The sequence below is a fragment of the Paenibacillus sp. FSL M8-0334 genome, assembly GCF_038000405.1.
GTDB classification, from domain to species: domain Bacteria; phylum Bacillota; class Bacilli; order Paenibacillales; family Paenibacillaceae; genus Paenibacillus_AQ; species Paenibacillus_AQ campinasensis.
The window spans coordinates 355074-381522 of sequence record NZ_JBBOCH010000001.1 but is presented as its reverse complement, the minus strand read 5'-3'; the positions used below and the strand labels follow the sequence as shown (position 1 = coordinate 381522).

Here is a 26449-nt window from a genome sequence, read left to right as displayed (position 1 = left end):
GATGTTGCAATCGCCAAGGATAGTGACAGCATAACGGACGAAATGCTATAATAGTGTGCTCAATGAAAGCGGAGCCCGTGTTTAGGCGCGGGATGCCGCTTTCGTCATGCTACGACGGTTGATCATCGGGCTTATTCTTTTGCCGGGTGTTTATTTATGAAGCAGGATTTTAATCCGCTAAACAAGTATATAATAATATTTAAAGATGTTGTTCTGAATGAAGTTTCATGAAAGCGGGTAAGAAATGCAGTAAATACTGCGCTAATCGTATGGCTGAGAAGCAGGTGAGGCGAATGAACGAGGCTACGGGGACACGGATTGTAGTTGACGGGGACGCATGCCCGGTCAAGAAGGAGATTGCTGAGACCGCTCGCGTTTTTGGCGTGCCTGTGGTTCTTGTGTCGTCTTACGATCATTTGCTGCAGGCTGAAGAAGGCGTTGCTGTCGTCAAGGTGGACCGAAGCGATCAAAGCGCGGATCTGTATATCGCCAATCATATTCACCGCGGGGATGTTGTGGTGACCCAGGATTATGGACTGGCTGCGCTTGCACTGGCCAAGGCTTGTCATGTCATATCGTTTCGCGGGCGCCTGCTTCGCAATGAAGACATCGATTTTCTCCTGGATTCCAGACATCATGCGGCGAAGGCCAGAAGGTCTGGGAAATACGGCAAAGGTCCTCGCAAGCTGCTTGATGAAGACCGAAGTTTTTTTCAACATAAACTGACAAAACTTTTAACAGAGTTGCAGGAGAATGTCCACTTGTAGCGAATACTTATTTACGTGCTAACAGAGATGAAGGTGGTTTGGATGAGTACCGGACAAGGCGGTATTCCGGATGAAGTCATCGAGGCGGTGCTAGCCAAGGCCGATATTGTGGATACGGTCAGCAGATACGTGAACCTTACGAAGCAGGGGAAATACTTAAAGGGCTTATGTCCCTTCCATTCGGAAAAGACCCCATCCTTTACGGTTACGCCGGAGCGCCAGATTTTCTATTGCTATGGCTGCGGTAAAGGCGGAAACGCCATTAAATTCAGAATGGAAATCGAAGGATTCTCCTTCCCCGAAGCCGTTAAGACCATGGCCGAAGAGAATGATATCTCGATGCCGGAAGGGCAAGGGGTTCCCGTAATTCCTCGAAATCCGGAGAAGGAACGACTGCTGGAAGCTTATGAGCTGAGCGCCAAGCTGTATCACTTCCTGCTGAAAAATACCGAGCACGGCACGGAAGCGATGCGGTATTTGCGATCCCGCGGGATGAGCGACAAGATGATCGATCAGTTTCAGATCGGTTATGCGCCGGACCGCTGGGACACATTGGTACAATTTCTTGAGAAACGATCATTTGACCTGAAGGAGATGGAGAAGGGCGGTTTATTATCCGCGAGACATGAACAGGACGGGTATCTCGACCGCTTTCGGGGACGCATTATGTTTCCGATTCATGATCGTACGGGCAATGTGATCGCTTTCGCAGGAAGAATTTTGGGGGAAGGTCAGCCGAAGTATTTGAATTCCCCGGAAACGCTGCTGTTTAACAAAAGCCGCACGTTGTACAATCTGCATCAGTCGAAAGCGTCCATACGCAAATCGCGTCAGCTTCTTTTATTTGAAGGCTACGGAGACGTCATTTCGGCTTGGGAGGCAGGCTACCACAACGGTGTGGCCACCATGGGCACTTCGCTTACCGAGAATCAGGCGGCATTGATGAAGTCGATCGCCGACGAAGTCGTTATCGTGTATGACGGGGACAAAGCCGGAATGGCTGCGGCCATGAAAGTGATACCGCTGCTGGAAGGCGTAGGCCTCAGGGTGAAAATTGCTTTGATGAGCGATGGTCTCGACCCGGATGAATACATCCGCAAATTCGGGGCTGAACGATTCAGACATGTGATGGAGACGGCTGTCTCCACGACAAAATTTAAACTTATATATTTAAAGAAAAACCATATACTGCTAGAAGAAGATGGCAAAATTGCTTATGCCAAAGATGCGCTTCCCATTATCGCCGCTTTGCATTCCTCAACCGAACGGGAAGTTTATTTGAGGGAATTATCATCCGAGTTGAATCTTTCGTATGAAAGCCTCAAGCAGGATTGCAACCTGCTCAGGCAGTCCATGCAAAAAAAGATGGGGGATGGGGATAATAAGGGAAATCGGTGGAATAATGGTAGGCATAAAAAAGGGAGTCAGCCTGCACCTGTCCTTCTACCCGCATATCATGCAGCAGAACGAAGGCTGCTGTCCCTGATGCTTCAGGATGCAGAGGCCGCACGTTATGTAGGCGAACACCTCGGGGAATCATTTAATATTGAAGATCATGCAGCCATTGCTGCTTATCTATATGCTTATTACGCACAGGGGAAAGCTCCGGATATCAGCCGCTTTATGTCATCTCTGCACGATGATCGTTTGGAGAAGACGGTCAGCTCGATCATGATGATGGAAGCGCCGGCGGACTGGAATGTTCAAGTGCTTGACGACTGCATACGAGAAGTGAAGAAGTACCCCCAGCAGAAATTGATCGATCAGAAAAAAGAAGAAATGATTGCGGCGGAACGCTCCGGTGATTATTTGCGAGCCGCCCAAATTGCAAGTGAGATTATCGCCCTAGAAAGACAATGAAGGCCAAGCTTTACTGTTTCTAGGGAGGAGGGAGTCGAAAGATGGCGAATGATCAGCATACTGAACTAGAAACGGATTTTACGCTGGATCAGGTAAAGGAACAACTAATTGAACAGGGTAAAAAGAGATCCGTATTGAGTTATAAAGATATTATGGAAAAGTTGTCGCCATTTGATCAGGACACCGAGCAGATTGAGGAGTTCTATGAGCAGCTTGCCGATCTGGGCATTGATGTGGTGAATGAGAATGACGATGACGGAGCTCATCGGCCAGATGATGAGTCTCATGATAACGAGGATTTTTCGTTCGACGATGAGCTGGCGCTGCCGCCGGGCATTAAAATCAACGATCCAGTGCGGATGTATCTGAAAGAGATTGGACGCGTGCCGCTCTTGTCTGCGGATGATGAGATTGAACTCGCGAACCGTATCGAGCAGGGGGATGAGGATGCGAAGCGTCGTTTGGCGGAAGCGAACCTGCGGCTCGTTGTCAGCATCGCCAAGCGTTATGTGGGCAGAGGGATGCTGTTCCTGGACCTGATTCAGGAAGGGAACATGGGTCTTCTGAAAGCTGTTGAGAAATTCGACTACAAAAAAGGGTTCAAGTTCAGCACTTACGCGACCTGGTGGATTCGTCAGGCGATCACTCGCGCGATAGCCGACCAGGCAAGAACGATTCGGATTCCTGTGCATATGGTGGAGACGATCAACAAGCTGATTCGTGTCTCCAGACAGCTGCTGCAGGAGCTCGGACGTGAGCCGTCCCCTGAAGAAATCGCAGCAGAGATGGAGCTAAGCGTCGAGAAAGTTCGTGAAATTATGAAAATTGCCCAAGAGCCTGTGTCGCTCGAAACACCGATCGGTGAGGAAGATGATTCCCACCTTGGCGATTTCATCGAAGATCAGGAGGCTCTTGCACCCGCCGATGCGGCAGCCTATGAGCTGCTGAAGGAGCAGCTGGAAGACGTGCTGGATACGCTGACAGAGCGCGAAGAGAACGTGCTGCGCCTTCGGTTCGGTCTGGACGATGGTCGCACCAGAACGCTTGAAGAAGTCGGTAAAGTGTTCGGCGTTACGCGTGAACGGATCCGGCAGATCGAGGCCAAAGCGCTTCGGAAGCTGCGGCATCCAAGCCGAAGCAAGCGATTGAAAGATTTCCTCGAATAACGTGATTCCTGGGACCTTCTGCATGATGGCAGCAAGGTCTTTTTCTTTCCGTAGCGGCCAGGAAATTTAGTTCGTTATGGAAATAATTCCTTCATTTGCTTTTAATTGTAGCTCTTTTCAACAGGCATTGCAAATGATTGAAGTCATTCCTGGCTGGGAAAATATTGAAAACTTGAACGCGAATTTAGAGGGTTTGCAGTTTGTTGTAGGGTCTGGTACGGTAATTTTATGGACAATCGTCAATAATTTAATGAATGGTGTGTGGGAATGATTGTGAAGCTATCAAGAAGATTACAGCTCATACTTGAGCAGATTCCGGCCGGGAGCCGCCTGGCCGACATCGGGTCGGATCATGCGTTGCTGCCTGTCGCTGCGGCACAGCAGGGCGTGATAGTATCGGCGGTGGCCGGGGAAGTGAATCCCGGGCCTTATGAGGCTGCCCTGAAGCAAGTTAAGGAATCCGGGATGACAGAAGTTATCCACGTTCGCAAAGGGGACGGCCTCGACGTCATCGCCCCTGGTGAGGCGGATGTGATAACGATTGCGGGCATGGGCGGCAGCCTTATTGCGGCTATACTGGGCCGCGGAGTAGACAAGCTGGCCTCGGTGCGCCGTCTGGTGCTTCAGCCTAACGTAGGCGAGGATACGCTTCGAGTCTGGCTGCATGAACGGGGATGGGTTCTCATTCAGGAACTGATCCTGGAGGAGGACGGCAAGATCTACGAGATTTTGGTAGCTGAGCCGGAGTCCGCTGCGGCGATCTCCAATGATGAGGTTTACCAGGAACGTGTGCTGCCCGGAGGGTCCATGCTGACTCGGGAGTGGCTTCTTCGGTTCGGCCCTTGGCTGACCCGGAAGCCGGAACCGGTGTTTTATGACAAATGGAGATTAGAGCTGGACAAGATGGCACGTATTCTGGATTCATTGTCTCGCTCCGAACTTCCGGCAGCAGCTGAGAAAGCAGAGGATATGAAAGCAGAAATGAATGTCATTCAGGAGGTGCTGGCATGCTTGCCAAAGGACAAACGGTAATTCAATATATGGAGCAGCTTGCTCCAAAGCAGGTCGCTGAACCCGAGGATCGGATCGGCCTTCAGCTCGGAACGCTGCAGAAGGAGATCAAGACCGTGCTCGTAGCGCTTGATGTGAACGAGGAGGTTGTGGATGAGGCCATTGAGCTGGGTGCAGAGCTGATCATTGCTCACCATGCCATCATCTATCGCCCGCTGAAGCAGCTGGTGACGGATTCTCCGATGGGAAAAGTATATGAGAAGCTGATCAAGCATGACATTGCTGTCTATGTCAGTCATACGAACCTGGATGTGACCGAGGGCGGCATGAATGATTGGATGGCCAAAGCGCTCGGGATCGTAGATACGTCGCCGATTCATGACCTGCACAATGAGCAGCTGTCCAAGCTGGTAGTCTTTGTTCCGAAAAGTCATCACCAGGAGGTGCTCGATGCCGTGCTGGGCGCCGGCGCCGGCTGGATCGGCAATTACAGCCACTGCAGCTTCAACATTGAAGGGTTTGGCACCTATATGCCGCGAGAGGGAAGCGACCCCTATATCGGCTCCCATGGCAAGATAGAGCGGGCTGACGAAGTGCGGATCGAGACGATTGTTCCGCACGGTGTCCGCCATAAAGTCATTCAGGCTATGCTGAAGGCCCATCCGTATGAAGAGGTGGCCTATGACCTGTACCCGATGGATCTGAAGGGCCGATCGCTCGGGCTCGGACGGGTAGGGAAGCTGAAGGAGCAGATGACCCTGGCGGAGCTGGTCGAAGTGGTGAAAGAGAAGCTGGACGTTCCTCACGTGCGTGTCGTAGGGGAACCGGACCGCGTGATTCGGAAAGCAGCGGTCATCGGGGGCTCTGGCGGCCGATATATGAGCAAGGCACTATTCCGCGGGGCAGACGTGCTTGTCACCGGCGACATAGATTATCATACGGCTCAGGACGCACTGGCGGCCGGCCTGACGATGATTGATCCGGGGCATAATGCTGAGAAAATTATGAAGGCCAAAGTGGCCGAGTGGCTGCAGCAGAAATTCCAGGATGGAAAATACGAGACCCAGGCCGTTCCGTCTCAAATCAATACGGAGCCATTCCGGTTTATGTAACGCGGGGTGCGGCATTATTTTGAGCTATTACCAATCTTTTGTGTCTTGTGCCGCCTATCGAATTCCTGTATAATATGAACGTCGTCCGGAAAGTTTGACAGACAATCGCTGGCGGTGTTTCACCGCGAGAGGAAAGTCCGGGCTCCACAGGGCAGGGTGCTGGATAACGTCCAGTCAGCGCGAGCTGAAGGATAGTGCCACAGAAATGGACCGCCGATGGCTGCTGTATGGCAGCACAGGCAAGGATGGAACCGAGGTGTAAGAGACCCCGAGGAACGCTGGCGACTTCGTTCCTGGTAAACCCCACCTGGAGCAAGACCTAATGGAACGCAGTCTCTTTCGAGGAGACAGCCTTTGCCCGAGGCGCGTTCGGGTTGGTCGCTGGAGCCTATCAGTAATGGTAGGCCTAGATAGATGATTGTCGCTTCATGTGGCAGGGTAGTTCCCGTTATGACCACCAAGAGCACAGAACCCGGCTTATGGCAAACTTTCCTAACTGCAGACGGCCTCTACAATTTTTATGAATAACATGAAATGAAGCGCACACTTCCTGCGCCCGCTTGGGTGCAAGAGGTGTGCGCTTTTACCTGTTCTTGAAGAAGATATTGTTAAAGGGACAAACGTCCATACCAAATGGCCCCTGGTCTAATAAGCTGTAATCATCAAAGGAAAGGAGATGCTTAAATTATGTCCTATGGAAAAGGATGCCCTGGGCAAGGATGCCCGACTGTATCACCGATCGTGTGCGACCCGATTGTCATCGTGAGAGATCACTATGTTCCGCAGCTTGTTCCTGTCATACATCCCATCAAAGTGGTAGACAAGGTGCACTGCTGTCCGGTTGAGCAGCATTTCTACACGTATGAGGAGACCGGTCCTGTTGGCGTAGGCGGCCCTGTCGGCCCTGTCTCTGTATCCGGAACGAAAGCAGCCAAGAAGCGTGCAGGCAGCCGCGCCCGCAGAAAGCGTTAATCGGTACGGGTTCGCATTTGCCTAAAGGCGCTGAATTGACAGCATCAAGCAGCCTTTGCCGGTATGGATGGCAAAAGCTGCTTGAACGGTCGGTCATTGTTAACGCAGACGCCGGAGTTCTTCCAGCAGGCTGTTAATGACATTTTGCGGCCATAATTGAACGGGAGTTTGGCTATTTCCCGCCGCTGCATTCAGCGCCTCATAAATGTCGATCTGGCCACTTCCGTAATATTTATCCCTTCCTCTGTTGCCCAGATCAATTGTGTACGTGGTCATGAGCTCCATCACTTCCCGATTCGTAAGCTCCGGATTCAGGGACCGAAGAAGTCCCGCCATAGCTGCAGCATGGGGACTCGCCATTGAGGTGCCCGAAAGCGCGGCGTACTGGTTCCCCGGAAAGGTGCTGGCGATATTGGTTCCCGGTGCGGCAATGTCGATATAATCGCCATAGTTGGAATACTCGGCGCGATTCATATTGGCATCCGTTGCCGCTACGGCCAGCACCTCGGGGTAAGCCGCCGGAAATCCGGGGCGCTCGGTATTGTCATTACCCGAGGCGGCGATCAGGACCACGTCACGGTCATAGGCGTACTTAACCGCTTCATGCAAGAACTGGGAGTCAGCATAATTGCCGAGACTCATGTTGATGACCTTCGCACCGTGATCGGTTGCCCAAATAATCCCTTCGGCGACCGCATAGGTCGTTCCGGTGCCTGAGGCGTCCAGTGCCTTGACGGGCATAATTTTGTTATACCAGCTGATGCCTGCCACACCCTCGCCGTTATTGACCAGAGCCCCGATGATGCCAGCCACATGCGTTCCATGCCCTACATCATCCATCGGTTGTTGTTCCGGATCAACAACGTTGTATCCTTCAACGAATTGACCGTCCAGATCGGTATGATTCAGGTCAACCCCGGTGTCAATGACGGCGATGATGACATCCTCGCTCCCCTTGGACAGATCCCAGCCGCGATTCGTTTCAATGGCCGGCAAGTTCCACTGATACTCCGAGAACAGAATATCATTCGGTATATTGACCGTTTCGCTGTTGGCTGCGCCAGATCGGGAACGGGCCGATTGACGGGGAAGATCATTGGTTAAATAAATATAGTGAGGCTCGGTATATTTCGGCTGCCATTTCTTCTCGAAATATTGACGCAGCCCTTTATAATCCAGGCGGTTGGAACGAAATACATAAGCATATCCGAGCTTGCGGGGCTTGCCGCAATCGATGTCTTTGGAGATGGCTTCAAGCTCTTGCTCGGACGGCGGATTCCGAAAGGAAACCACGATTTCATTTTCGTAAAAATGGCTCGCTTTTTCGTTGTCATGGCCAGTTTTCACAGTGATGTCGCGCAGGGTGTCCGCATGGATCGACTCAACCCGGAATTTACCTTCCTTCGGATACGGAATCAGACGCAGATTACGTTTCTGGTGATGAGACACCTTCTGCAGCACCGCTTCATTGATCAATGCGGCTGCACCGATCTTCCTGTCAGCGGAAGGCTCGGCCACGATCACGTAGGGCTGTCCACCCACGGTGAATTTCGGTGATTCGTAGGCTTCTCCGCGCTTGAGCTTCTGCCGGGCCTTCTTGAAATGATGGTTAATCAGCTCCTGATCCTGCGGTTTCAGCTGCGGAAGTTTACCGTTCACATCTGTCGCTTGATTGCTATCGAGCTGGAACCACTTGACTTGGACAAAATGCGGATGAGTACGCTGCTCTTTTGCGGCATACGACTGAATTTGGCCGGGCTTGCGCAATTGGCTGTTGTTTGCCATGGCCCGCAAATGCTGCCTCGCATCCTGACGGTTCAATCGGTCTGTTGCAAGGATGTCGTTATGAACGGTGGATTGCTTGATTGTTTGTTCCTGATGGGGCGTCACCGCTCGGGGTTCTTCCTGGGCGGCCTGCCTAGGGCCTGGCGTTCCGGGCGCTCCGGGCGTATACAGGAAAAACATTAAGATGCCCACCGTAGCGGAGATGCCCGCGATCGTCCATAATAGGCGTGATCTCACAGTTGCTTCCTCCAATCCGTAATTCGTTGATGTGCTCTTAGCGTGGGAAGAGGAGCGCTATTTTATGCGTAAGATGCTTCGGATCAGGCTTGTTTTCTGTCGGGTCGAAGCCGGATAAAATATCCTTGAAAGTGTATTCATTATAGGGATTTCGTTAAGCCGGAAATTGTGATAGGATAATATTTAATAGAATGACCGACGGCTTCGGCCGAAGGTTTACGACCATTTAAGGGGGAGCTACCGTAATGCCAGCAGACAATCTTCAAAAGTTATGCTCAGACTCAAGACAAAAGTTGAAATCTGCTATTTCGATCATGGAAGCATTTTTGAATGAACATGCGTTGCCTCAATTGGTTCAGGATGAGGATGAAGAGACCGCTCATTTCTACAAAGGATTTCTTTCGGATGTTCGCCATCTGCTTGTGTTTTCGGAGGTTTCCTATGAAAAGCTTGGCGTCGTCGAACGTCGCCCTAATTTTGATGCCGAATTTGCCGAGAAGGCTTTGTATAACTTGTATCATCGCTGCGTGAACAATTTCTTTTATCCGAAGAATGAAAGCTACTCCGAGGATGGCCGTTACGCCTATACAGGGCAGGATGCCATTCGTTTCCGCAAAAAACCGGTGCGTCCGGCTCGGGACGTTATTATGAGCATTACCAAAATTTTTGAAGAGCTGCGCGATGATCTGGCTTATTACGAGAGCGATTATCTGACCGAGCGTCGCTTGCAATCGGAAAGAAACCATGCCTAGACGGCAGATATACATCTAACCTTATATCGATTATGATCAACCGGATTTGCAGCAGGCTATAAGAGGCCTGTTTGCAGGTCCGGTTTTTGCATTTGACCGAAGATTGCTGCGGTTAACACCAACTGACAATTCGGATTGTGCATACGGGGGTACCGCTGGGGAGAAAATGTTGACGAGGTGATGCAAAATGGCCATCGATGCCAAAACATTGGTTAAATGTAGTGTAAGCAACTGTCACTATTGGGGAGAACAAAATGTGTGCAAAGCCGATACGATTATGATTGAGATTGACCGTCATGCCGACGTGAAGCTGAATGAAGAATACGGGGAAGAGACGTTTATGAACAACCACCGCGATGTGGCCGAGCAATCGTCTGCCACCTGCTGCTTGACATTTAAGCCGAAGAAATAGGCGATGATCACCTTACAGGAAATGGAGGTCAAATCATGGATCAAAAAAGACGCAACACAGGGATGAAGGTCATCGAGGGGAAGCGTCACCGGGTTGATTTCCCGCGCAAAGATCATCGTGAGGAATTTTCAGCTGAAGTCGCGTCTCCTGTGCAAACTTACGAACGGAAGGAAGAGGTTCGGGAGGCTTCACCGGAAGCAGATCTGAGTACAGGCAGAACTGTCGGATATGTCGGACTTGTACTAGGGATTATCTCCTTGTTCATGTGGTCTGTCATTCTTGGCCCGATCGCTGCTGTAGTTGGTTATTATGCTTATAACAAAGGCAGTCGAACGATGGGAGCTTGGGGGATTGGCCTCGGCGTGCTCGCAACGCTGAGCTATTTTATCCTGATTCCATTTGCCCGTTAAACGGCAAACATTAAAGCGACAACGCTTATTCACATTTCTTCTCGGCTGAAGACAGGTTAACTGCCTGGTCTTCGGCTTTTTTTCATCTGGAATGGTTCCAATAGGTGTTACATAAATTTAACGAAATGGTATAGCAGATTGTACCAAAACGATGTAAAATAGATTTTAACAATCATAACGGGAGAGAATGTGATCCATATGATGCAAATCGATCCGGTAACCTATGTTCAAACGACAGCAACCCAGCGGGCCACGCGTTCCAGTACGGAAGAAACGGCGGTCCGGTTCAGCGATGTTCTTCAGCAAGCGGTGAACGAGGAATCCTCGGAGCAGACTGCCCGAACGATTCGTAGCCTGCCTCCTGGCGTCACTTACGAGGACGGACTGCTGTGGCAGCAACTCGGGAAGATAGACACTTCCATGGAGCGTGTACAGGATTTCCAGCCGGAGAACACCCGGTATACGAGCTTTGAGGAACTCATCACAGCAGCAGGTGAACGATATGGCGTTCCGGTTTCTTTGATCAAGTCGGTTATTCAGATCGAATCGGCTTTTAATCCGAATGCCGTTTCCCACGCGGGTGCCAAAGGCCTGATGCAGCTCATGGACGGCACGGCCAGAGGGCTTGGTGTCAGCGATTCATTTGACCCGGTGCAAAATATTGACGGCGGCACGCGCTATCTGTCCAATCTGCTGCAGAGATTCGGCGGTGAGGTGGCCGTTGCGCTGGCTGCGTACAATGCGGGACCTACTCGCGTAGCATCGCTCGGCATCACGTCGAACGAGGAGCTTATGGCTAACCTCCATGCTTTGCCGGCAGAAACGCAGGCGTACGTCCAGAAGGTCATGGATGCGCGGCGGAGTTATACCATTTAGGATATCATTGTTGAATAATGAGAAGTCGGGGATCAAACGAGAAGCATATCCCATCTGCCTGTTTGGGCGGGGTGCGCTTTACCGTTTGATCTTTTTGTGTAAATATATAATTCTGGACGAACTTTAAAGGATGGACGAAAGGGGATAATACCTTTGATATATTGGGATCACGCAGGAACAACTCCCCCGGATGACGACGTTGTGAGCACGATGGCTGAAGTGATGAAAAAACATTACGGCAATCCATCGGCCTTGCACCAATACGGGGAGGAGGCTGCGAAGCTGCTGAAGAAAGCACGCGAGGTGTGTGCGGCAGCGCTGGAGGCGGAGCCTTCGGAAATTGTGCTGACCTCCGGTGCAACCGAAGGCAACAATATGGCAATAAAAGGAGCGGCCCTCCAGTACAAAAGCCGGGGCAAACATCTGATAACGACTCGAACCGAGCATCCGTCCGTCTATGAAAGCTTCCGCCAGCTTGAGCAGCTTGGCTGGGAGGTGACATACGTGCCGGTTGATGCCAACGGACGGGTGGATGTTCAGGCGCTTGCGGATGCGGTTCGCAAGGACACCGTACTGGTCAGCATCATGCATGTCAACAATGAGACGGGTGCGGTTCAACCCCTGATGGAGATCGGCCAAACGGTTAAACAACGCAACCACAGAACGCTGTTTCATATCGACGGGGTGCAAGGCTTCGGCAAGCTGGAAGTGTCGCTCAAGAACTGGCAGGCGGATCTATATACGTTGTCAGCGCATAAATTCAATGGCCCCAGAGGCATCGGCGTGCTGTATGTTCGCCGGGGCGTGGAGCTGTTCCCGCTACTGTCCGGAGGACAACAGGAGAACGGGCATCGGGCGGGTACGGAGAATGTGGCGGCTGCGGTCGGCATGGCCAAAGCGATGAGGCTGGGACGTGAGCGGCAGCCGGAATTTTATCGTCAAGCTTCCCTGATCCGGAATAAACTGCTTCAGGAAATCGCGGAAATTCCAGGCACGGTCATGAACAGCAGCAGGGAAGGTGCGCCGCATATTATGAATTTCTCTTACCCTGGCGTGAAACCGGAAGTCATCGTCCATGCTCTAGAGGAGCTGGGGATGCTGGTCTCCACGAAATCGGCCTGCTCGTCCAAATTGAGCGAACCGAGTCGGGTTCTGCTGGAGATGGGAAAGGACATGTCCATCGCTTCGTCTGGCATCCGGATCAGTCTCGGCCGCCATCATCGGCTGGAGGATGCCGAGCGATTGATTGATGCACTGAAAACCGCGACGGGAAAACTGCGGCCTTTTATAGAAAGAAAGGGGACTACGAATTAAAATGACATACGATATGCTGCTGCTGCGTTTCGGTGAAATTACGCTGAAGGGCAGAAATCGCAACCGTTTTGAGAAAACGGTATACACCCATATCAAGGCGGTGCTGAAGCCGTATCCGAAGGTCCATATTATCCGGGAATACGGACGGCTGTATGTTGAGCTGAACGGGGAATCTGCGGAGGAGTTAACGCAGGTGCTGCGGAAAGTATTTGGCATCGTGTCGGTCAGCCCGGTCCGGGTATGTCCGGTGGATCTGGATGCGATCATTGAAACGGCGCTTGATTTTCTGAGTGAGCGGGAACTGCCGGAAGGCACGACCTTTAAAGTGAATGCCCGAAGAGTGTGGAAAGCATTCCCGCATTCCTCCCAAGAGATGAACCACCTGGTGGGCTCGCCCGTGCTTCGCGCTTATCCGAATCTGAAGGTGCAGGTGAAGCAGCCGGAAATAGAGCTGCGCATCGAGGTTCGGGAGAACGGAGCTTATCTGTATTATGAAACGATTCCGGGAGTGGCCGGATTCCCGCTCGGCAGTAACGGCAAGGCGATGCTGCTGTTGTCCGGCGGCATCGATAGCCCTGTAGCTGCCTGGGCGGCCATGCGGCGCGGGCTCGAAATCGAGTGTGTGCATTTCTACAGCTACCCTTACACGAGCCAGCTGGCGAAGGAGAAGGTCATCGAGCTGACCCGCATCCTATCCCGCTATGCAGGCCGGATCAAGCTGCATCTAGTTCCGTTTACCGAGGTGCAAACTTCCTTTGTCGGCAACGGCCAGGACAATATGATTATTACGCTGATGCGCCGGGCGATGCTGCGAATCACCTCCGCACTTGCGGAGCGGTCTGGTGCGCTGGCGATTGTGACAGGGGATAATCTCGGCCAGGTAGCAAGCCAAACGCTGGCCAGCATGAATGTGATCGGCAGAGCGACGGAGCTGCCGATTCTGCGCCCGCTGGTCACGATGGACAAGAACGACATCGTCAACCAGGCCATCGAAATCGGGACGTATGAAACCTCGATTCTTCCGTATGAAGACTGCTGTACCCTCTTTGTGCCAAAATCCCCGACCACGAATCCGAATCTTCATGTCGTGGAAAGGGTGGAGGCTTCCCTTGAACGGCTTCCGGAACTGATTGAAGCCGCGATTGCCGCGACGGAGACGGTGATTATCAAACCGGATACCGACATAAGCCGGATTAGCGGCAAGGAGAGCCGTGAACCGGTCGTTCAGGAGGAATGGTTCTAATTTCGGACAAGTAGATTCCGGACAAGAGCAGGCATCAGAATGCGATTCATCGCTTATCTTATATAACGCAAAAGTGCGAGTGCAATCCCAGGGTTCAATCCAGGGTACGCTCGCACTTTGTGCTTGTTTACAGCGGATGCTGCCTCTCTCAGCAGACTTGTTCTGTGGGTCCATCGTTCAATGCTGCGGGCTTGATGAAGGACGATGCGCATGCTTCCGGCGCAAATGTCCTGCGGTCAGCACGCCCAGAATAATGACGGCAATGAACAGGTAGTGAATAACGGGATGCGTCTCAAAATAAAGAACAAAATGCCGCTCATCGGTGATCATGGAAGATGCGGTATATGCGAGCACGGCTGCGCCTACATAGATAATCCACGGAAACCGGTTGATCAGCTTAATAAACAATGTGCTGCCCCAGACCACGATTGGCACGCTGATCAGCAGGCCGATGACCACGAGCAGCGTATTGTGCTTGGAGGCGCCAGCAATGGCAATCACGTTGTCCAGCCCCATTGCGGCATCGGCCACGATGATGGTGCGTATCGCTCCGCCAAGGCTTTGTCCGGCTTTGATCTGGCTGTGATCGCTGTTGTCATCGGCGAGCAGCTTGTATGCGATAATGACAAGCAGGATTCCGCCAACGAGCAGAAGCCAAGGGATATTTAACAGCCACACTACGAGGATGGTGGCTATAATCCGAAGAATGACAGCGCCGCCTGTTCCGTACAGGATGGCTTTTTTCTGGGTTTGTGGCGGTAAATTTCTGGCTGCAAGGCCGATCACGATGGCATTGTCGCCTGCCAGCACCAGGTCCAGAAATATGATGTTCAGTAATGAAAGGAAAAACTCGGCTGTAGTTTCCAATGTTCTGTCACTCCTCTTAGGACGGCCGATATATAACAAAATAAAAGGCGGATTCATTATAGGCCTATTTTTATCGTTGTGCAAGCATAGCTTGACCATCCCCCACATATGTGTATGTCATGGGGGTGTTGTTAGAGTGGAGACATGGCTGCTGTTGGGACAAATTTTGATGATTAACCTTGTGTTAAGCGGCGATAACGCCCTTGTCATCGCAATGGCGAGCAGGGACCTCCCGGAGACAAGCCGCAGGCGCGCGGTATGGATCGGTACGATAGCGGCTGTTGTGCTGCGTTGTCTCCTGACCTTTGCGGCGGTGATTCTGCTGAAAGTGCCTTATTTGCAGGCCGGTGGGGCTCTTCTGCTGATTTGGATCTCGTTTCAGCTGATGATGCCGAAGGCGGAGGACGAGGTCACTGTATCAGGCGCCCTTAGCTTATGGTCTGCCGTGAATACGATTCTGATCGCGGATTTTGTGATGAGCCTGGACAATGTGCTCGCGATTGCCGGACTTGCCAATGGCGATTTTGCATTAATTGTTATCGGTATCGTGCTCAGCATTCCGATCGTCGTCTGGGGCAGCGGCCTGATCTCGTCGCTGCTGAACCGCTTTCCGGTGCTGTTGTACATCGGCGCGGGGGTTCTGTCATATACCGCAGGCGAGATGATAGTCCAGGATGCTCGTACAGGCCAGCTCCTGGCCGTCTGGATGCCGCAGCTGTTCCCGGTGCTGCCGGTACTGGTCGCCTTCGCCGTGATGCTGTTCGGCGGCCTGGCCAGCTTGACCAGGCAGGACAAACGGCAGGGGTGACATAAGTGAAAGCGGATTGCCGCCTCTGGCAAAAAGAGGTTCTGTCTATAATCGCCGGCGCTTTAGATTGCGCAGCTGGGAGGGGCTTATGCAAGCCCCTTTTTGGTGTGCCATGTTTCGGACTGCTCCCAGAAATAACGGACAAATTCTGCCTGAACCTGACGGGTCGGTGGTTTTTTTTGTTGGAATGGGCTAAAATTAACGTAACTCCGGATTCATGAACCGAAGGGTGTAGGGAATTATACATACTGTATAGAGAGGGTGATCACAATGTCCTCCAGAAGAGATTTCATGTTAGGTCTGTTTATTATTGTAGCTGGCGTTGTTATTCTGCTCGGCAAGCTTGGATTTTTCGGTTTTATCGGCCGGACGCTGTGGCCGCTTGTGTTGCTGCTGCCAGGGATCTTGATCCACCTGCTGTTTTTCGCTCGTCGCGTGTCTGCGGCCTTTCTGATTCCAGGCGGAATTTTGACCGTTTACGGCCTGCTGTTTTTGATCTGCAGCCTCGGCGGCTGGGGGCTTATGAGCGCCTTGTGGCCTGTCCTGATTCTTGGCGTTGCGGCCGGACTGTATGAATATTATCTGTTTGAAACTCCGAGACCCGCCAGGGTGCTTCCGCTTGCACTCGGGCTTGCACTGATCGGGGTGCTGATTTGGATTTTCACATGGCTCCAAGCGGGAGCGCTGTACGTGATCGCACTTGTCCTGATTGCGATTGGCGTGTGGCTTATTTTCGGCCGGAATCGTTCCAAACGTGATAAATGGAGTCGAGGCTGGTAATATCATGACGTGTAATGACATCAGTTTTCTGAAAAGACTTGATTTCTGCGACGGTTTACCTATATTATAGTTTGTGTGTTGAAGCGTCGGCATATGGTCCGGCGCTTTTTGTGGTCATTCGAATAGAAGGGATTTGAGATATAGCTATGCAATCAAGAGATCAGATTCGCAACATTGCGATCATTGCGCACGTTGACCATGGCAAAACTACGCTGGTAGACAAATTGCTCCAGCAATCCGGTATTTTTCGCGAGCATGAAACCGTACAGGAACGAGCCATGGACTCCAACGATTTGGAACGCGAGCGCGGCATCACCATCTTGGCCAAAAATACGGCGATCACGTACAAGGATTTCTTGATCAACATTGTGGATACGCCGGGACACGCCGACTTTGGCGGCGAGGTTGAACGGATCATGAAGATGGTTGATGGCGTACTGCTCGTCGTTGACGCTTACGAGGGCTGCATGCCGCAAACGAAGTTTGTGCTTGGCAAGGCGCTTGCCCATAACCTGACCCCGATTGTGGTGGTCAATAAAATCGACCGTCCGGCTGCCCGGCCGGCAGAAGTGATTGATGAGGTGCTGGATCTGTTCATCGAGCTTGGTGCGAATGATGACCAGCTGGATTTCCCGGTCGTCTATGCCTCCGCACTGAACGGAACGTCCAGTATGGATCCGGACAAGCAGGATGACAACATGCTTGCCCTATACGAGACGATTATCGAGCATATTCCGTCCCCGTCCGAGAACATTGAAGAGCCTCTTCAATTCCTCGTTACGCTGATGGATTACAATGAATATTTGGGCCGTATCGCGGTTGGCCGTGTCAATCGAGGTGTCATTAAGCAGGGGCAATCGGTTACGGTCATCATGCGGGACGGAACAAACAAGACGGCCCGGATCGAGAAGCTGTTTGGCTTCCAGGGATTGAAGCGGATTGAGGTTCCTGAAGCGGGCGCCGGCGACATTGTGGCTATTGCAGGCATCAAGGACATTAACATCGGTGAGACGATTGCGGATCCGCAGCAGCCGGAGGCGCTGCCGGTGCTGAAGATCGACGAGCCTACGCTGCAAATGACGTTTCTGGTTAACAACAGCCCGTTTGCAGGACGGGAAGGCAAGTTTGTGACGTCACGCAAGCTTCGTGACCGTCTCTTCAAGGAGCTGGAGACCGATGTCAGCTTGAGAGTGGAAGAGACGGACAGCCCGGATGCCTATATCGTGTCCGGACGCGGTGAGCTTCACCTTGGAATTTTGATCGAGAACATGCGCCGCGAGGGCTATGAGCTGCAAGTATCCAAGCCGGAAGTTATCGTGCGGGAAATTGACGGTGTCAAAATGGAACCGATCGAGCGCCTGTTGATTGACATTCCGGAGGAGAGCATGGGTGCCGTTATGGAGAGCCTTGGCACACGCAAAGCGGAAATGGTCAATATGATTAACAGCGGTAACGGTCAGGTTCGTCTTGAATTCCTGATTCCGGCGCGAGGTCTGATCGGCTACCGGACACACTTCCTGACACTGACCCGTGGATACGGCGTCATGAACCATGCCTTTGACAGCTACGGACCGGTTGTCGGCGGCCAGGTCGGCGGACGTCACCAAGGTGTTCTCGTATCGACGGAGAACGGGACATCTACATTCTATGGCATGCTGTCCGTGGAAGACCGTGGAACGTTGTTCCTTGAGCCGGGCACTGAGGTTTATGAGGGCATGATCGTCGGGGAGCATACCCGCGATAACGATATTGTCGTGAACATTTGTAAAGAGAAACAGCTTACCAACGTTCGTTCGGCAACGAAGGATGACACGGTGAAGCTGAAGACGCCGCTCATTTTCTCCCTGGAGCAGGCACTTGAATATCTGAATGATGACGAGTATTGCGAAATCACGCCGAAATCGGTTCGTCTTCGCAAGAAGATTCTGAACAAGAGCGAGCGTGAGCGCGCAGAAAAGCATCGCAAAATGGCTCAGGCAAATCTATAATAGAGATGTTACCTTGTTAAAGGAGTGAACCGTTTATGCAAGCTTGGTTTGCCGCTCATCCGCTCATCTCCTATATTTTGATCTTCGTACTGGTCACCTATGTCTACAACAAGGTGTTCCGGGTACAGCAGAAGCTGCCGCTTCTGAAGGAAATTCTCCTGTATATTTTGATGGCATTAGGTTCGGGGATGCTGCTTATATTCCAGATAGACAAGCTGCCGATTATCCAGTGCCTGCTCGTAGCGGTTGCATTGATGCTGATGGTGCGGATTCGTTATTTTGTGGAAGCACGCCAGAAGAAAAAAGCACAGTCGGAAACGAAATCCTGAGGCGGGAAAAAAGTTTGTTGCTGTTCGGCTATGAAACTTTTTGTCGATTTCGCCGTTAATAAGAGAGAGAAGTCAGCCAGAGTCCGGTTAGCCGACCGAAAGGGAGGTTAACCGGACATTCTCTAATATTGAAGGAAATTAGGTGTTATCCAATGAATTCTACTCAATCAGGCCTTCCTCCGAGAGCCAAGAACGCGGGGAAGAGCCGGAAGAAGCCTGTGCAGAAGAAGAAAAAAAGCGGAGTCAGATCCTTTTTTAAATTTCTTTTTATTTTGATTCTGATCGCAATTTTGGGAGCGGCGTCTTATGCCGGATACCTATATCTTAAAGGAAATGAGATTATCGAATCGAGCGGTGTCGACAAGCCGGTTGCTCCTGGGCATTCCGCCAAGGAAAAGCCGATTACGATGCTGCTGCTCGGGACAGACCATCGTCCTGAAACTGGCACTTATCTTACCGACGTTGTCATGGTCGTCTCCATGCATCCCGAGACCAACACGGCGACCCTCGTCTCCCTTCCAAGGGACACGCTGGTGGAGCTTGAAGGGTATAAGGCAAACAAGCTGAACGCCTACTATCCGAGATTCAAATCCGCGGAGAAGAGCAGCGGGATCAGCGCCGAAGATGAGATGAAAGCGATGCTTGGCAAGTATCTCGATGTCAATATCGACTATGTATCCGTCGTTGACTTTCAGGGCTTCCGGGATGTCGTTGACGCCTTTGGCGGCGTGGATGTCAATGTTCAGTACAACATGTGCTACAAGGACTCTGCCGACGGCACCAACATCGACCTGAAGGCCGGTCCTCAGAAGTTGGACGGCAAGGAAGCACTTGACTATGTGCGATATCGCAAATCATCTAACAAGTGCAGCCCGCGGACGAAGGAATCAAATGACTTTGAACGGAATGCCCGTCAAAGCGAAGTTTTGCATTCCTTGCTGGACCGGATGAAGAGTCTGGGCGGTGTCGCAAGAATCGGCAATGCTTTGGATGCGGTCAAAGATAATTTGAAAACCGATCTCGAACAGGATCAGATTCGCCATATGATCACCACGTATCTGGACATCCGAAAGGACGATGTACTGTTTATGCCGGTGATTGGCGAATGGAGAAGCCCTTATGTTATCGTGAGCCCAAGCGAGTTGGAGAAAGCGAAGCAGGCGCTCAAGGATGAGCTGGCCGGGAAACACCGCCATAGCGAATCCGAAGGGACAGAAGCGGAAAATACGGACTCGCCATGACAATTGAAGGCAAGTTTTGCGCTGTGATATAATACAATATATCAGGAGAAAGTTCATTGTACAGGAGGCTGTAGTCATGTCCTACCTCACGATGCCACAAATCCGCTTGGAGATGCCCAGAGCGCTGATGAAGCTTGTTTATGGCGGCTGGAACATGAACGCCCATTCCTGGTTAGCAGTGCTGACTGATCCTAGTCTTGCTCCACATGGGGAGGACAATGCCTGCATTTTCGACAACCGTGACCTTGTCGACGACGAGGCTATTTGCTCCGTCAACGTACGAGATTACGACACGGGCAGCTTCCGTCCGGTAATCGCTTCTGGTCGGATGTCTGTTTATGGTCATACACAAAGCCCAGTGATAGCTCACTGGGCTTTTTTTGTATGGAATATGTGGGAAATTGGCAAAACCCGTCAGCATTTGATGGCTGTTATTGTCCCCGGTTGCCGGGTGCCCTTTGGCCTTGATTATGCTGGTGGCGGGGCGCAGCAGGCGTGTTCGCCCTCGGCTCCATCGTTTGTGGCACCTCGCCGCCAGTCTCGCCGCCAGTCTCGTCGTTGCCTGGAGCTACATCTCTAGGAAGCTGGGGAACAATACGGCCTACGATATCCGCGAGCTCGGCAGCGAGCCCGGAGATGGGGTTCCCTTCCTGGATATGCCGATTCAAATCGGCAATGCGGTTGTTCAGATCAAGATCAGCGGTAACGAGCGCATTAGCTCCGGCCGGATCTTTTCTGAGCGCCTCGGCTACGGTGTATTTGATCGTCCCGACATCCGCGCGATCAAGACTGCCATCCACATTGACACCAACGACAGCGGTATTGCCCATGACGACACAGTTCGCACTGTTCACTCCTGGAACTTTCTCTGCGATAGCCTTCAAGTGACTGGCAGTAGCTTGGTTCACTTGACCCTGCTCGGGCGCGGCATTATTGGTATTTGGATTTGTATTCTCATTCACATTCTGAACTCTGGCACCGTTTTGTTGATTACGAGGAGAGGGTGATGCGTTATTATGGGCCGGAGCGCAGCCGGCAAGCAACACAACCGTGAGCATAATGCAAATCGCAGTTCTCATAGGTTTGATCTGTCCTTTCGTGGTCATATTCACTGATGTCACCAAGTCACTAAGCTTATTATGTCCGGGATGGAAAGGTTTATGTGTACCTGATGAAGGAGCAGTGGAGGGATAAGATGAAAAAAATATTTGTGCTGGATACGAACGTACTGCTGCATGATCCCCAATCGATTTATGCCTTCGAAGAACATGAAGTGGTCATTCCTGCTATCGTCCTCGAGGAGATCGATTCGAAGAAGCGCCATGCCGATGAAATCGGCCGGAACGCCCGCCAGGTGTCCCGGCTGCTGGACGGGTTGAGAGAGCATGGTCATCTTCATGACGGGGTGCCTATGGAGAACGGAGGGCTGCTCAAAGTTGAACTTAATCATCGCAGCTTCGTCAGGGTACAGGAATTGTTCAGTGAAGCCTCGAATGATAATCGTATCCTGGCGGTCGCATTGAACTATAAGCTGGAGGAGGACGAGAAGGCGGGAGACGGCAGACCGGTCGTTCTTGTGAGCAAGGATGTTCTTGTCCGAATCAAGGCTGATGTGCTCGGTCTGGATGCGCAGGATTACTTGTCTGACCGGACGGCGGATCCGAGCGAGCTGTTTCCAGGCTATACGACCTTGAAGGTGCATCCGGCTGTCATTGATGAGTTTTACAGCTACCGTTATCTTCCGGTTCAACCCTTGCAGCTGTCCTACTCGCTGTATCCGCATGAATTTGTCATATTGAAAGATGAGATGGGGAGTGGTAAATCCGCTTTGCTCCGAGTCAATGAAGATGCAACGAGACTGGAGCCGCTCTATCTAAGCAATGAGCCGGTATGGGGCATCAGCGCGCGCAACGCGCAGCAGCGGATGGCGCTGGAACTGCTTCTCAATGATGACATTCCCCTCGTGACCATCACCGGAAAGGCAGGAACGGGGAAAACATTGCTCGCGCTTGCTGCAGGCCTGTCGAAGGTGGAGGATGAGCACAAATATAAAAAACTTCTGATCGCGCGTCCCGTCGTTCCGATGGGCAAGGATATCGGTTATTTACCAGGGGAGAAGGACGAGAAGCTAAGACCCTGGATGCAGCCGATTTACGATAATCTGGAATACCTGTTTGATACTAAAAAAGCTGGAGATATCGATAAAATTTTGATGGGGCTTGGAAGCATCCAGGTCGAGGCACTGACTTATATTCGGGGGCGCTCGATTCCCGGGCAATTTATTATCGTGGATGAGGCCCAGAATCTGTCCCGGCATGAGGTGAAAACGATCGTATCCCGGGCCGGAGAAGGCAGTAAGGTCATCCTGATGGGCGATCCAGAACAGATAGACCATCCTTATCTGGATGCGGTGAGCAACGGCCTTACTTACGTTGTTGAACGATTTAAGCAGGAGGGATTGAGCGGTCACATCACGCTAACCAAAGGTGAGCGCTCGAAGCTGGCCCAGTTGGCGGCTGATCTGCTCTAACCTGTATGTTATTTCCCGAGAAATGAATCATGGATGTCCCGGCAGCAGCTGTTAGTCTGCTCCCGGACATCCTTTTTCTTTTGGATATCTTAAAAAAAGATAGGACAGCAGCACTAGGAGTTTGGTAAAATAATTGCATGTACCCCAAAGGAGTGAAGATGGGATATGAAGCGGAAAAATTACTGGTTCCTGTTTGCCATATTGCTGCTGTCATTAACGAGTCTATCTCCCGGAAATGACTTCACTCACAACCCTCGCAGAGACTTGCCTGGGGATGAACCGGTACCTCCAAGACAGCAGCCGGAAACTGTAGAGGATAACTTGGGACCGATCCAGGTTGGGGTTTCCCTTTCTCACGACGAATGGGAACAGCTGTCGGAACTGAACGACACCTTTATAGAGACCACCGGAGCGGAGGTCGAACTCGTTCCTCTCGATCCGGAAGACTTGACGATCGAAGCCTTTATGAGCAATCGTGCCTTGAATGAAGGGCCTGATGTTTATTTAATGGACAGTCACTTCATTAAAACGCTTGCAAAGAATGGATACTTGCTTCCTGCGGATGCTTTCCAGGGCATCGTAACCGATGGTGAAATTCTCAATGGATTGATGCCGCCGCTGGCCTGGAACGGCTATCACTGGGGAATGCCTTTTGATATAAATCCTTATATGCTGGTTTGGGAACCGGACAAGCTGCCGGATGCGATGCCGCTCCCGGATGAGCGCAAGGCGTGGCAAGAGCTGCATGATAAAGTGGAGCTACCCGTCTTTTTCATGAATGCGGAAGATCCGTATGCATTTGGAGCGGTTGTACAGCTATTGGATGGAGAGCCTGGCAGACCAGATGCCGAGGTACTGAACTGGCTATCTGACCGTGAGGGGACCTGGGTGCTGCTGGAGAGAGATACGGAGATGGACGCGAATGAGCCTCCCGATGATGCTGCACAGCTCGAAGCGCTTGTCGAGATAACGGCCTATTCCGAGGTTCGCAATCGACAGCAGGAAGGGATCGATACAGCGCTTATCCTGAACAGTCATGCCGAGCAGCCGGTGATCCATACGAGATCGTTTGCAATAGCGGCCCATACAGCCTCACCTTCACTTTCCAGGAAATGGATTACATATATGACATCTAAAGAATCCCAGCGGGCCTGGACCGCCGCCGCCGGGACATTGCCCGTAGTATCAGAGCTGTACGATCCCGGAGCTGTCAGGACAGATCCATGGCGGCTCCACATGCACAATCTGCTGGAGCAAAAAGAAGCCGCGGCCCTGGATTTTGGACGGGAAGGATCGTTCCCTGACTATGCCAAATCCGTCTCGCAGCTGCTTATGGGAGAAATGGATGCCGAGCAGTTTACCGAACGCTATTCGGATGAACAGCCCTGACATGGGCAACTAAAGATCAAGCTCCATTCTGACAATGAGCCGCTGATCCGAACTGCTGACTTCCGTTGCTTTCAGAAATGAAATGAGCTGTTTGGGGTAAAAATTCATATCGAATTCGTCCTGGAGCGACCTCCGGGTAGTGTCGGGAAGCTCAAGACGATTGAATACGAGCCGCTCGACTTCGAACATAATGGCGTTCTGCGGTTCATCTACAACAGAATAACGGCCTTCAATCAGCAAGGACAGGTTGCCGCTCTCACCGGATGCGATGACTTTGCCATCCTCAAACCGGAAGGCAAACGTTTCAAATAACTTGTCCTCAGAACGAAGAAATCCATTCAGATCATCCTCATGTATGTTAATGGTGTACACCTTCCCATTGGTGCTGAGGATGTTTTTGCTGCCCTGAATAAATCCCGGCAAATTCTCCATGGCACTCGCCAGCGCTTGGAAATGCCGCTTCACTTCGTACAAGCCAACATTTTCCCAGTACAGCGTAAATTCATGGATCAGCGCCCGCATAGCCTCAGGATTACCGCTGGTATTCAATGCGCCGTCCACCTGCTGCTGCAGGGCAAGAACCCGCTCCCGCTGCTGGAGAAGGCTGTCCTTCACTTGGGCAAGTTCCGCCGCATTTCGTTCAGCACTTGCGCGTGATGCTTGCAGCTCCCGATACTGCTGATTATACGATTGAAGCACTTGCTGGTCATTCTGGATAATCATATCGTAAAAGTCCAATATTCTGAAAAATCCGGATAAGCTTTGCGCTGAGAGCAGCATGACCAGCAGATGATCGCGTTCCCCCATATAATACGCTCGAAGCACCGCATCCGCCCGGTCCCTTCGCTCATCGATCCGCTCCTCCAGAACGGTGATCCGTTCCCGAAGCTGGCGCTGGGTCACTTCAAGCTCCTGCTGCCTGGCCGTAATTCGCTCGATCTCATGATCGATTTCAACGATAGAGAGGCTATCCTCCAGTATTTTGCGAGCTTCTTCCGAATCCGGCATTATCGGTTCCTGGACCGAATAGGACACGGGTGCCGTCAGGGTGCTGACGAATAGGATGATAACGAGCAGGAACGGAAGGAAACGATATTTAATTCGTGTCATCAAAACAGGTGCCCCCCTGATTGTTAGGTATGTCGAAAGGAATCCGTCCGCTATCCCTTCATCTCAACCAATATATGATGATATAGGCTGAAATATTTAAAAAAAGCGATACGGCAGCTCAAGCGCCGATCGCTTTTTTTAATGGTGCTTTTATTGCTGAAGCGTTTACTTAGAACGACAGGCGCTCCCTTGTGCGAGGACTTTCAGTTTGTCCATTCTTCACGAGCGGATGGCCTTGCTGTCTAAGCCATTAAAGTGGTTTGCCCATATGGAAGACCGTCCAGTAGCTGAAACCGGTGAAGGTCACGATCATATAAGCCCAGAAGAGAAGAATGTAGGTTCTCTCCGTAAATTTCAGATACCCCAAAATTACAAAAAATGCGGTCTGCAGGAAGAAAAGCAGAGCCATCTCGACAAGATCCCCGGCAAAGGCCATTAAACCAATCGTAAGGGTGAAGAAGCCGAGAACTCGAAACATCCGTGCCACGATACCATCCTCCTCTCGTATGTACGCACATAATGCTGCTATGAACATTATAGCGTTATGGGAAAATCGTGTAAATGTTTAACTGGAGATATTTCTGTGATTTTTTACACACCATGTACAGCAGCTGCTGAAAATGCTTCCATCTTCAATGCTTGTTCCGATTTCCCCTTATAGGAGTATGATCTGTAATCAAAATGGAAATACATTTTAGTATCAAATAGATTCTATGAACTCTATGAGAGGCATAGGAATGAAATAAGCAGTTTTTATACCCTATTCAGTTCGCCGATGTTAACGGTAATGAAGACGGTTATTTTAAAGGATGTCGTTAGGAGGGTTTTATGGTATGTCAGCAGTGAGACAGGATGCATGGAGCGCAGAGGATGATCTGATATTGGCAGAGGTGACCCTGCGCCATATTCGCGAGGGCAGCACCCAGTTAGCTGCTTTCGAAGAAGTAGGCGAACGCATTGGCCGAACATCGGCTGCGTGCGGATTCCGCTGGAACAGCTGTGTCCGCAAAAAATATGAGGATGCCATCAGTTTGGCAAAATCTCAGCGCCAGAAAAAGAGCTATTACAAAAAGCAGTCCCAAACAAGCGGTGCACAAGTGGCCGGTTTGACTGCGCCTGAGCTGGACCAGGAGTTATACAAAAGCGAAGGTGCAAGTGAAGAAACGCTTTCCATTGATGCGGTCATCCGATTCCTGCGTCAGTTCAAGGGCGGATTCCAGGAGACTTCCCGTCAGTTCAAATTGATGGAGAAGAGCCTCCGGGAGAAGGATGAGGAAATTGCAAGACTGCGCAGTGAAAATGAGCGGCTGCTCAAAGAAGTGAGTGAAGTGAAGACAGACTATCATGTGGTCAACGATGACTATAAGGCATTGATTCAAATTATGGACCGGGCTCGTAGACTAGCTTTTTTGAACGAGGAAGACGAGGAGCTGAAAACCCGGTTCAAGATGGATGCAAACGGAAACCTGGAGCGGATCGAATAAGAAGGC

The 26449-nt window shown here is 51.4% G+C and carries 26 protein-coding genes and 1 other RNA gene; 22 read left to right on the top strand and 5 right to left on the bottom strand.

What is annotated here, in order from left to right; all coding sequences use genetic code 11:
• Positions 1–293 precede the first annotated feature (293 nt).
• The 8 genes from MKX64_RS01750 to MKX64_RS01715 all read left to right on the top strand — a co-directional run bounded on the left by MKX64_RS01750 (position 294) and on the right by MKX64_RS01715 (position 6888).
• Positions 294–767 (top strand): YaiI/YqxD family protein, encoded by a 474-nt coding sequence (locus MKX64_RS01750; protein WP_176475460.1) that lies wholly within the window; start codon positions 294–296, stop codon positions 765–767.
• A 42-nt stretch (positions 768–809) separates the two neighbouring features.
• Complete coding sequence (dnaG, locus tag MKX64_RS01745) at positions 810–2627, top strand: DNA primase (protein ID WP_095263131.1); 1818 nt, start codon at positions 810–812, stop codon at positions 2625–2627.
• A 41-nt stretch (positions 2628–2668) separates the two neighbouring features.
• A complete protein-coding gene (rpoD, locus tag MKX64_RS01740; protein WP_095263132.1) occupies positions 2669–3793 on the top strand; it encodes an RNA polymerase sigma factor RpoD in 1125 nt (374 codons plus the stop codon).
• A 76-nt stretch (positions 3794–3869) separates the two neighbouring features.
• Positions 3870–4064, top strand: coding sequence for a hypothetical protein (locus MKX64_RS01735; RefSeq protein WP_341035248.1), 195 nt, complete (start codon positions 3870–3872; stop codon positions 4062–4064).
• 2 nt (positions 4065–4066) lie between these two features.
• Positions 4067–4825: a tRNA (adenine(22)-N(1))-methyltransferase gene (locus tag MKX64_RS01730; RefSeq protein ID WP_095263213.1), complete on the top strand. Its 759-nt coding sequence runs from the start codon at positions 4067–4069 to the stop codon at positions 4823–4825.
• Entirely contained in the window at positions 4801–5916 is a 1116-nt protein-coding gene (locus tag MKX64_RS01725) for a Nif3-like dinuclear metal center hexameric protein (protein ID WP_095263133.1), read from the top strand. The genes MKX64_RS01730 and MKX64_RS01725 overlap by 25 nt, the downstream gene beginning before the upstream one ends.
• Positions 5917–6005: 89 nt before the next feature.
• Positions 6006–6411, top strand: an RNA gene (gene rnpB, locus MKX64_RS01720) — RNase P RNA component class A.
• Positions 6412–6603: 192 nt separating this feature from the next.
• The gene (locus tag MKX64_RS01715) at positions 6604–6888 is read left to right on the top strand and encodes a hypothetical protein (RefSeq protein ID WP_095263134.1); all 285 of its coding nucleotides are present in this window, start codon (positions 6604–6606) and stop codon (positions 6886–6888) included.
• A gap of 99 nt (positions 6889–6987) precedes the next feature.
• On the opposite strand, the gene MKX64_RS01710 is transcribed toward MKX64_RS01715, so the two are convergent.
• Positions 6988–8910, bottom strand: a complete 1923-nt coding sequence (locus MKX64_RS01710; protein WP_095263135.1) for a S8 family peptidase — start codon at positions 8908–8910, stop codon at positions 6988–6990.
• A gap of 245 nt (positions 8911–9155) precedes the next feature.
• Between MKX64_RS01710 and MKX64_RS01705 the strand changes: the two genes are divergently transcribed.
• The 6 genes from MKX64_RS01705 to thiI all read left to right on the top strand — a co-directional run bounded on the left by MKX64_RS01705 (position 9156) and on the right by thiI (position 13917).
• Entirely contained in the window at positions 9156–9662 is a 507-nt protein-coding gene (locus MKX64_RS01705) for a YpuI family protein (RefSeq protein WP_095263136.1), read from the top strand.
• Between the two features lie 187 nt (positions 9663–9849).
• Positions 9850–10074 (top strand): DUF1540 domain-containing protein, encoded by a 225-nt coding sequence (locus MKX64_RS01700; protein WP_095263137.1) that lies wholly within the window; start codon positions 9850–9852, stop codon positions 10072–10074.
• Between the two features lie 35 nt (positions 10075–10109).
• Positions 10110–10484, top strand: a complete 375-nt coding sequence (locus MKX64_RS01695) for a hypothetical protein (RefSeq protein WP_095263138.1) — start codon at positions 10110–10112, stop codon at positions 10482–10484.
• A gap of 198 nt (positions 10485–10682) precedes the next feature.
• Entirely contained in the window at positions 10683–11360 is a 678-nt protein-coding gene (locus MKX64_RS01690; protein WP_445670812.1) for a lytic transglycosylase domain-containing protein, read from the top strand.
• A gap of 153 nt (positions 11361–11513) precedes the next feature.
• On the top strand, positions 11514–12674 hold the full coding sequence (locus MKX64_RS01685) for a cysteine desulfurase family protein (protein WP_155617289.1): 1161 nt from the start codon (positions 11514–11516) through the stop codon (positions 12672–12674).
• 1 nt (position 12675) lies between these two features.
• Positions 12676–13917: a tRNA uracil 4-sulfurtransferase ThiI gene (thiI, locus tag MKX64_RS01680; RefSeq protein ID WP_095263140.1), complete on the top strand. Its 1242-nt coding sequence runs from the start codon at positions 12676–12678 to the stop codon at positions 13915–13917.
• 177 nt (positions 13918–14094) lie between these two features.
• Here thiI and MKX64_RS01675 read toward each other — a convergent pair whose 3' ends face one another.
• Positions 14095–14784 carry a TerC family protein gene (locus tag MKX64_RS01675; RefSeq protein WP_341035247.1) on the bottom strand — a complete coding sequence of 230 codons (690 nt, stop codon included), beginning with the start codon at positions 14782–14784 and terminating at the stop codon, positions 14095–14097.
• 136 nt (positions 14785–14920) lie between these two features.
• Here MKX64_RS01675 and MKX64_RS01670 point away from each other — a divergent pair, with 136 nt between their 5' ends.
• The 5 genes from MKX64_RS01670 (at position 14921) to MKX64_RS01650 (ending at position 19930) form a co-directional block, all read left to right on the top strand.
• Positions 14921–15592, top strand: coding sequence for a TerC family protein (locus MKX64_RS01670; RefSeq protein WP_095263142.1), 672 nt, complete (start codon positions 14921–14923; stop codon positions 15590–15592).
• A 291-nt stretch (positions 15593–15883) separates the two neighbouring features.
• Positions 15884–16372 (top strand): hypothetical protein, encoded by a 489-nt coding sequence (locus MKX64_RS01665; protein ID WP_430091616.1) that lies wholly within the window; start codon positions 15884–15886, stop codon positions 16370–16372.
• Positions 16373–16518: 146 nt separating this feature from the next.
• The gene (gene typA / locus MKX64_RS01660) at positions 16519–18360 is read left to right on the top strand and encodes a translational GTPase TypA (protein ID WP_095263144.1); all 1842 of its coding nucleotides are present in this window, start codon (positions 16519–16521) and stop codon (positions 18358–18360) included.
• Positions 18361–18395: 35 nt separating this feature from the next.
• The gene (locus MKX64_RS01655; protein WP_095263145.1) at positions 18396–18689 is read left to right on the top strand and encodes a YlaH-like family protein; all 294 of its coding nucleotides are present in this window, start codon (positions 18396–18398) and stop codon (positions 18687–18689) included.
• 152 nt (positions 18690–18841) lie between these two features.
• Entirely contained in the window at positions 18842–19930 is a 1089-nt protein-coding gene (locus MKX64_RS01650) for an LCP family protein (RefSeq protein ID WP_095263146.1), read from the top strand.
• Between the two features lie 431 nt (positions 19931–20361).
• On the opposite strand, the gene MKX64_RS01645 is transcribed toward MKX64_RS01650, so the two are convergent.
• Complete coding sequence (locus MKX64_RS01645) at positions 20362–20988, bottom strand: YhcN/YlaJ family sporulation lipoprotein (RefSeq protein WP_230875568.1); 627 nt, start codon at positions 20986–20988, stop codon at positions 20362–20364.
• A gap of 137 nt (positions 20989–21125) precedes the next feature.
• On the opposite strand from MKX64_RS01645, the gene MKX64_RS01640 reads away from it, so the two are divergent.
• A complete protein-coding gene (locus MKX64_RS01640; protein WP_095263147.1) occupies positions 21126–22460 on the top strand; it encodes a PhoH family protein in 1335 nt (444 codons plus the stop codon).
• 165 nt (positions 22461–22625) lie between these two features.
• Positions 22626–23849, top strand: a complete 1224-nt coding sequence (locus tag MKX64_RS01635; RefSeq protein ID WP_095263148.1) for an extracellular solute-binding protein — start codon at positions 22626–22628, stop codon at positions 23847–23849.
• 9 nt (positions 23850–23858) lie between these two features.
• Here MKX64_RS01635 and MKX64_RS01630 read toward each other — a convergent pair whose 3' ends face one another.
• Positions 23859–24959 (bottom strand): coiled-coil domain-containing protein, encoded by a 1101-nt coding sequence (locus tag MKX64_RS01630; protein WP_230875542.1) that lies wholly within the window; start codon positions 24957–24959, stop codon positions 23859–23861.
• A 250-nt stretch (positions 24960–25209) separates the two neighbouring features.
• Positions 25210–25446 (bottom strand): DUF2626 domain-containing protein, encoded by a 237-nt coding sequence (locus tag MKX64_RS01625; protein WP_095263150.1) that lies wholly within the window; start codon positions 25444–25446, stop codon positions 25210–25212.
• A gap of 346 nt (positions 25447–25792) precedes the next feature.
• Here MKX64_RS01625 and MKX64_RS01620 point away from each other — a divergent pair, with 346 nt between their 5' ends.
• Entirely contained in the window at positions 25793–26443 is a 651-nt protein-coding gene (locus MKX64_RS01620) for an RsfA family transcriptional regulator (protein ID WP_095263151.1), read from the top strand.
• Positions 26444–26449: the final 6 nt, after the last annotated feature.

What these genes read in the sequence shown, in the direction of transcription:
- MKX64_RS01645 (WP_230875568.1), bottom strand. Translation starts at nt 20,988, where the DNA reads ATGCTCACGGTTGTGTTGCTTGCCGGCTGCGCTCCGGCCCATAATAAC.
- MKX64_RS01690 (WP_445670812.1), top strand. Translation starts at nt 10,683, where the DNA reads ATGATGCAAATCGATCCGGTAACCTATGTTCAAACGACAGCAACCCAG.
- thiI (WP_095263140.1), top strand. Translation starts at nt 12,676, where the DNA reads ATGACATACGATATGCTGCTGCTGCGTTTCGGTGAAATTACGCTGAAG.
- MKX64_RS01640 (WP_095263147.1), top strand. Translation starts at nt 21,126, where the DNA reads ATGAAAAAAATATTTGTGCTGGATACGAACGTACTGCTGCATGATCCC.
- dnaG (WP_095263131.1), top strand. Translation starts at nt 810, where the DNA reads ATGAGTACCGGACAAGGCGGTATTCCGGATGAAGTCATCGAGGCGGTG.
- MKX64_RS01665 (WP_430091616.1), top strand. Translation starts at nt 15,884, where the DNA reads ATGTTAGGTCTGTTTATTATTGTAGCTGGCGTTGTTATTCTGCTCGGC.
- rpoD (WP_095263132.1), top strand. Translation starts at nt 2,669, where the DNA reads ATGGCGAATGATCAGCATACTGAACTAGAAACGGATTTTACGCTGGAT.
- MKX64_RS01715 (WP_095263134.1), top strand. Translation starts at nt 6,604, where the DNA reads ATGTCCTATGGAAAAGGATGCCCTGGGCAAGGATGCCCGACTGTATCA.
- MKX64_RS01655 (WP_095263145.1), top strand. Translation starts at nt 18,396, where the DNA reads ATGCAAGCTTGGTTTGCCGCTCATCCGCTCATCTCCTATATTTTGATC.
- typA (WP_095263144.1), top strand. Translation starts at nt 16,519, where the DNA reads ATGCAATCAAGAGATCAGATTCGCAACATTGCGATCATTGCGCACGTT.
- MKX64_RS01700 (WP_095263137.1), top strand. Translation starts at nt 9,850, where the DNA reads ATGGCCATCGATGCCAAAACATTGGTTAAATGTAGTGTAAGCAACTGT.
- MKX64_RS01735 (WP_341035248.1), top strand. Translation starts at nt 3,870, where the DNA reads ATGGAAATAATTCCTTCATTTGCTTTTAATTGTAGCTCTTTTCAACAG.
- MKX64_RS01650 (WP_095263146.1), top strand. Translation starts at nt 18,842, where the DNA reads ATGAATTCTACTCAATCAGGCCTTCCTCCGAGAGCCAAGAACGCGGGG.
- MKX64_RS01725 (WP_095263133.1), top strand. Translation starts at nt 4,801, where the DNA reads ATGCTTGCCAAAGGACAAACGGTAATTCAATATATGGAGCAGCTTGCT.
- MKX64_RS01750 (WP_176475460.1), top strand. Translation starts at nt 294, where the DNA reads ATGAACGAGGCTACGGGGACACGGATTGTAGTTGACGGGGACGCATGC.
- MKX64_RS01635 (WP_095263148.1), top strand. Translation starts at nt 22,626, where the DNA reads ATGAAGCGGAAAAATTACTGGTTCCTGTTTGCCATATTGCTGCTGTCA.
- MKX64_RS01695 (WP_095263138.1), top strand. Translation starts at nt 10,110, where the DNA reads ATGGATCAAAAAAGACGCAACACAGGGATGAAGGTCATCGAGGGGAAG.
- MKX64_RS01630 (WP_230875542.1), bottom strand. Translation starts at nt 24,959, where the DNA reads ATGACACGAATTAAATATCGTTTCCTTCCGTTCCTGCTCGTTATCATC.
- MKX64_RS01620 (WP_095263151.1), top strand. Translation starts at nt 25,793, where the DNA reads ATGTCAGCAGTGAGACAGGATGCATGGAGCGCAGAGGATGATCTGATA.
- MKX64_RS01705 (WP_095263136.1), top strand. Translation starts at nt 9,156, where the DNA reads ATGCCAGCAGACAATCTTCAAAAGTTATGCTCAGACTCAAGACAAAAG.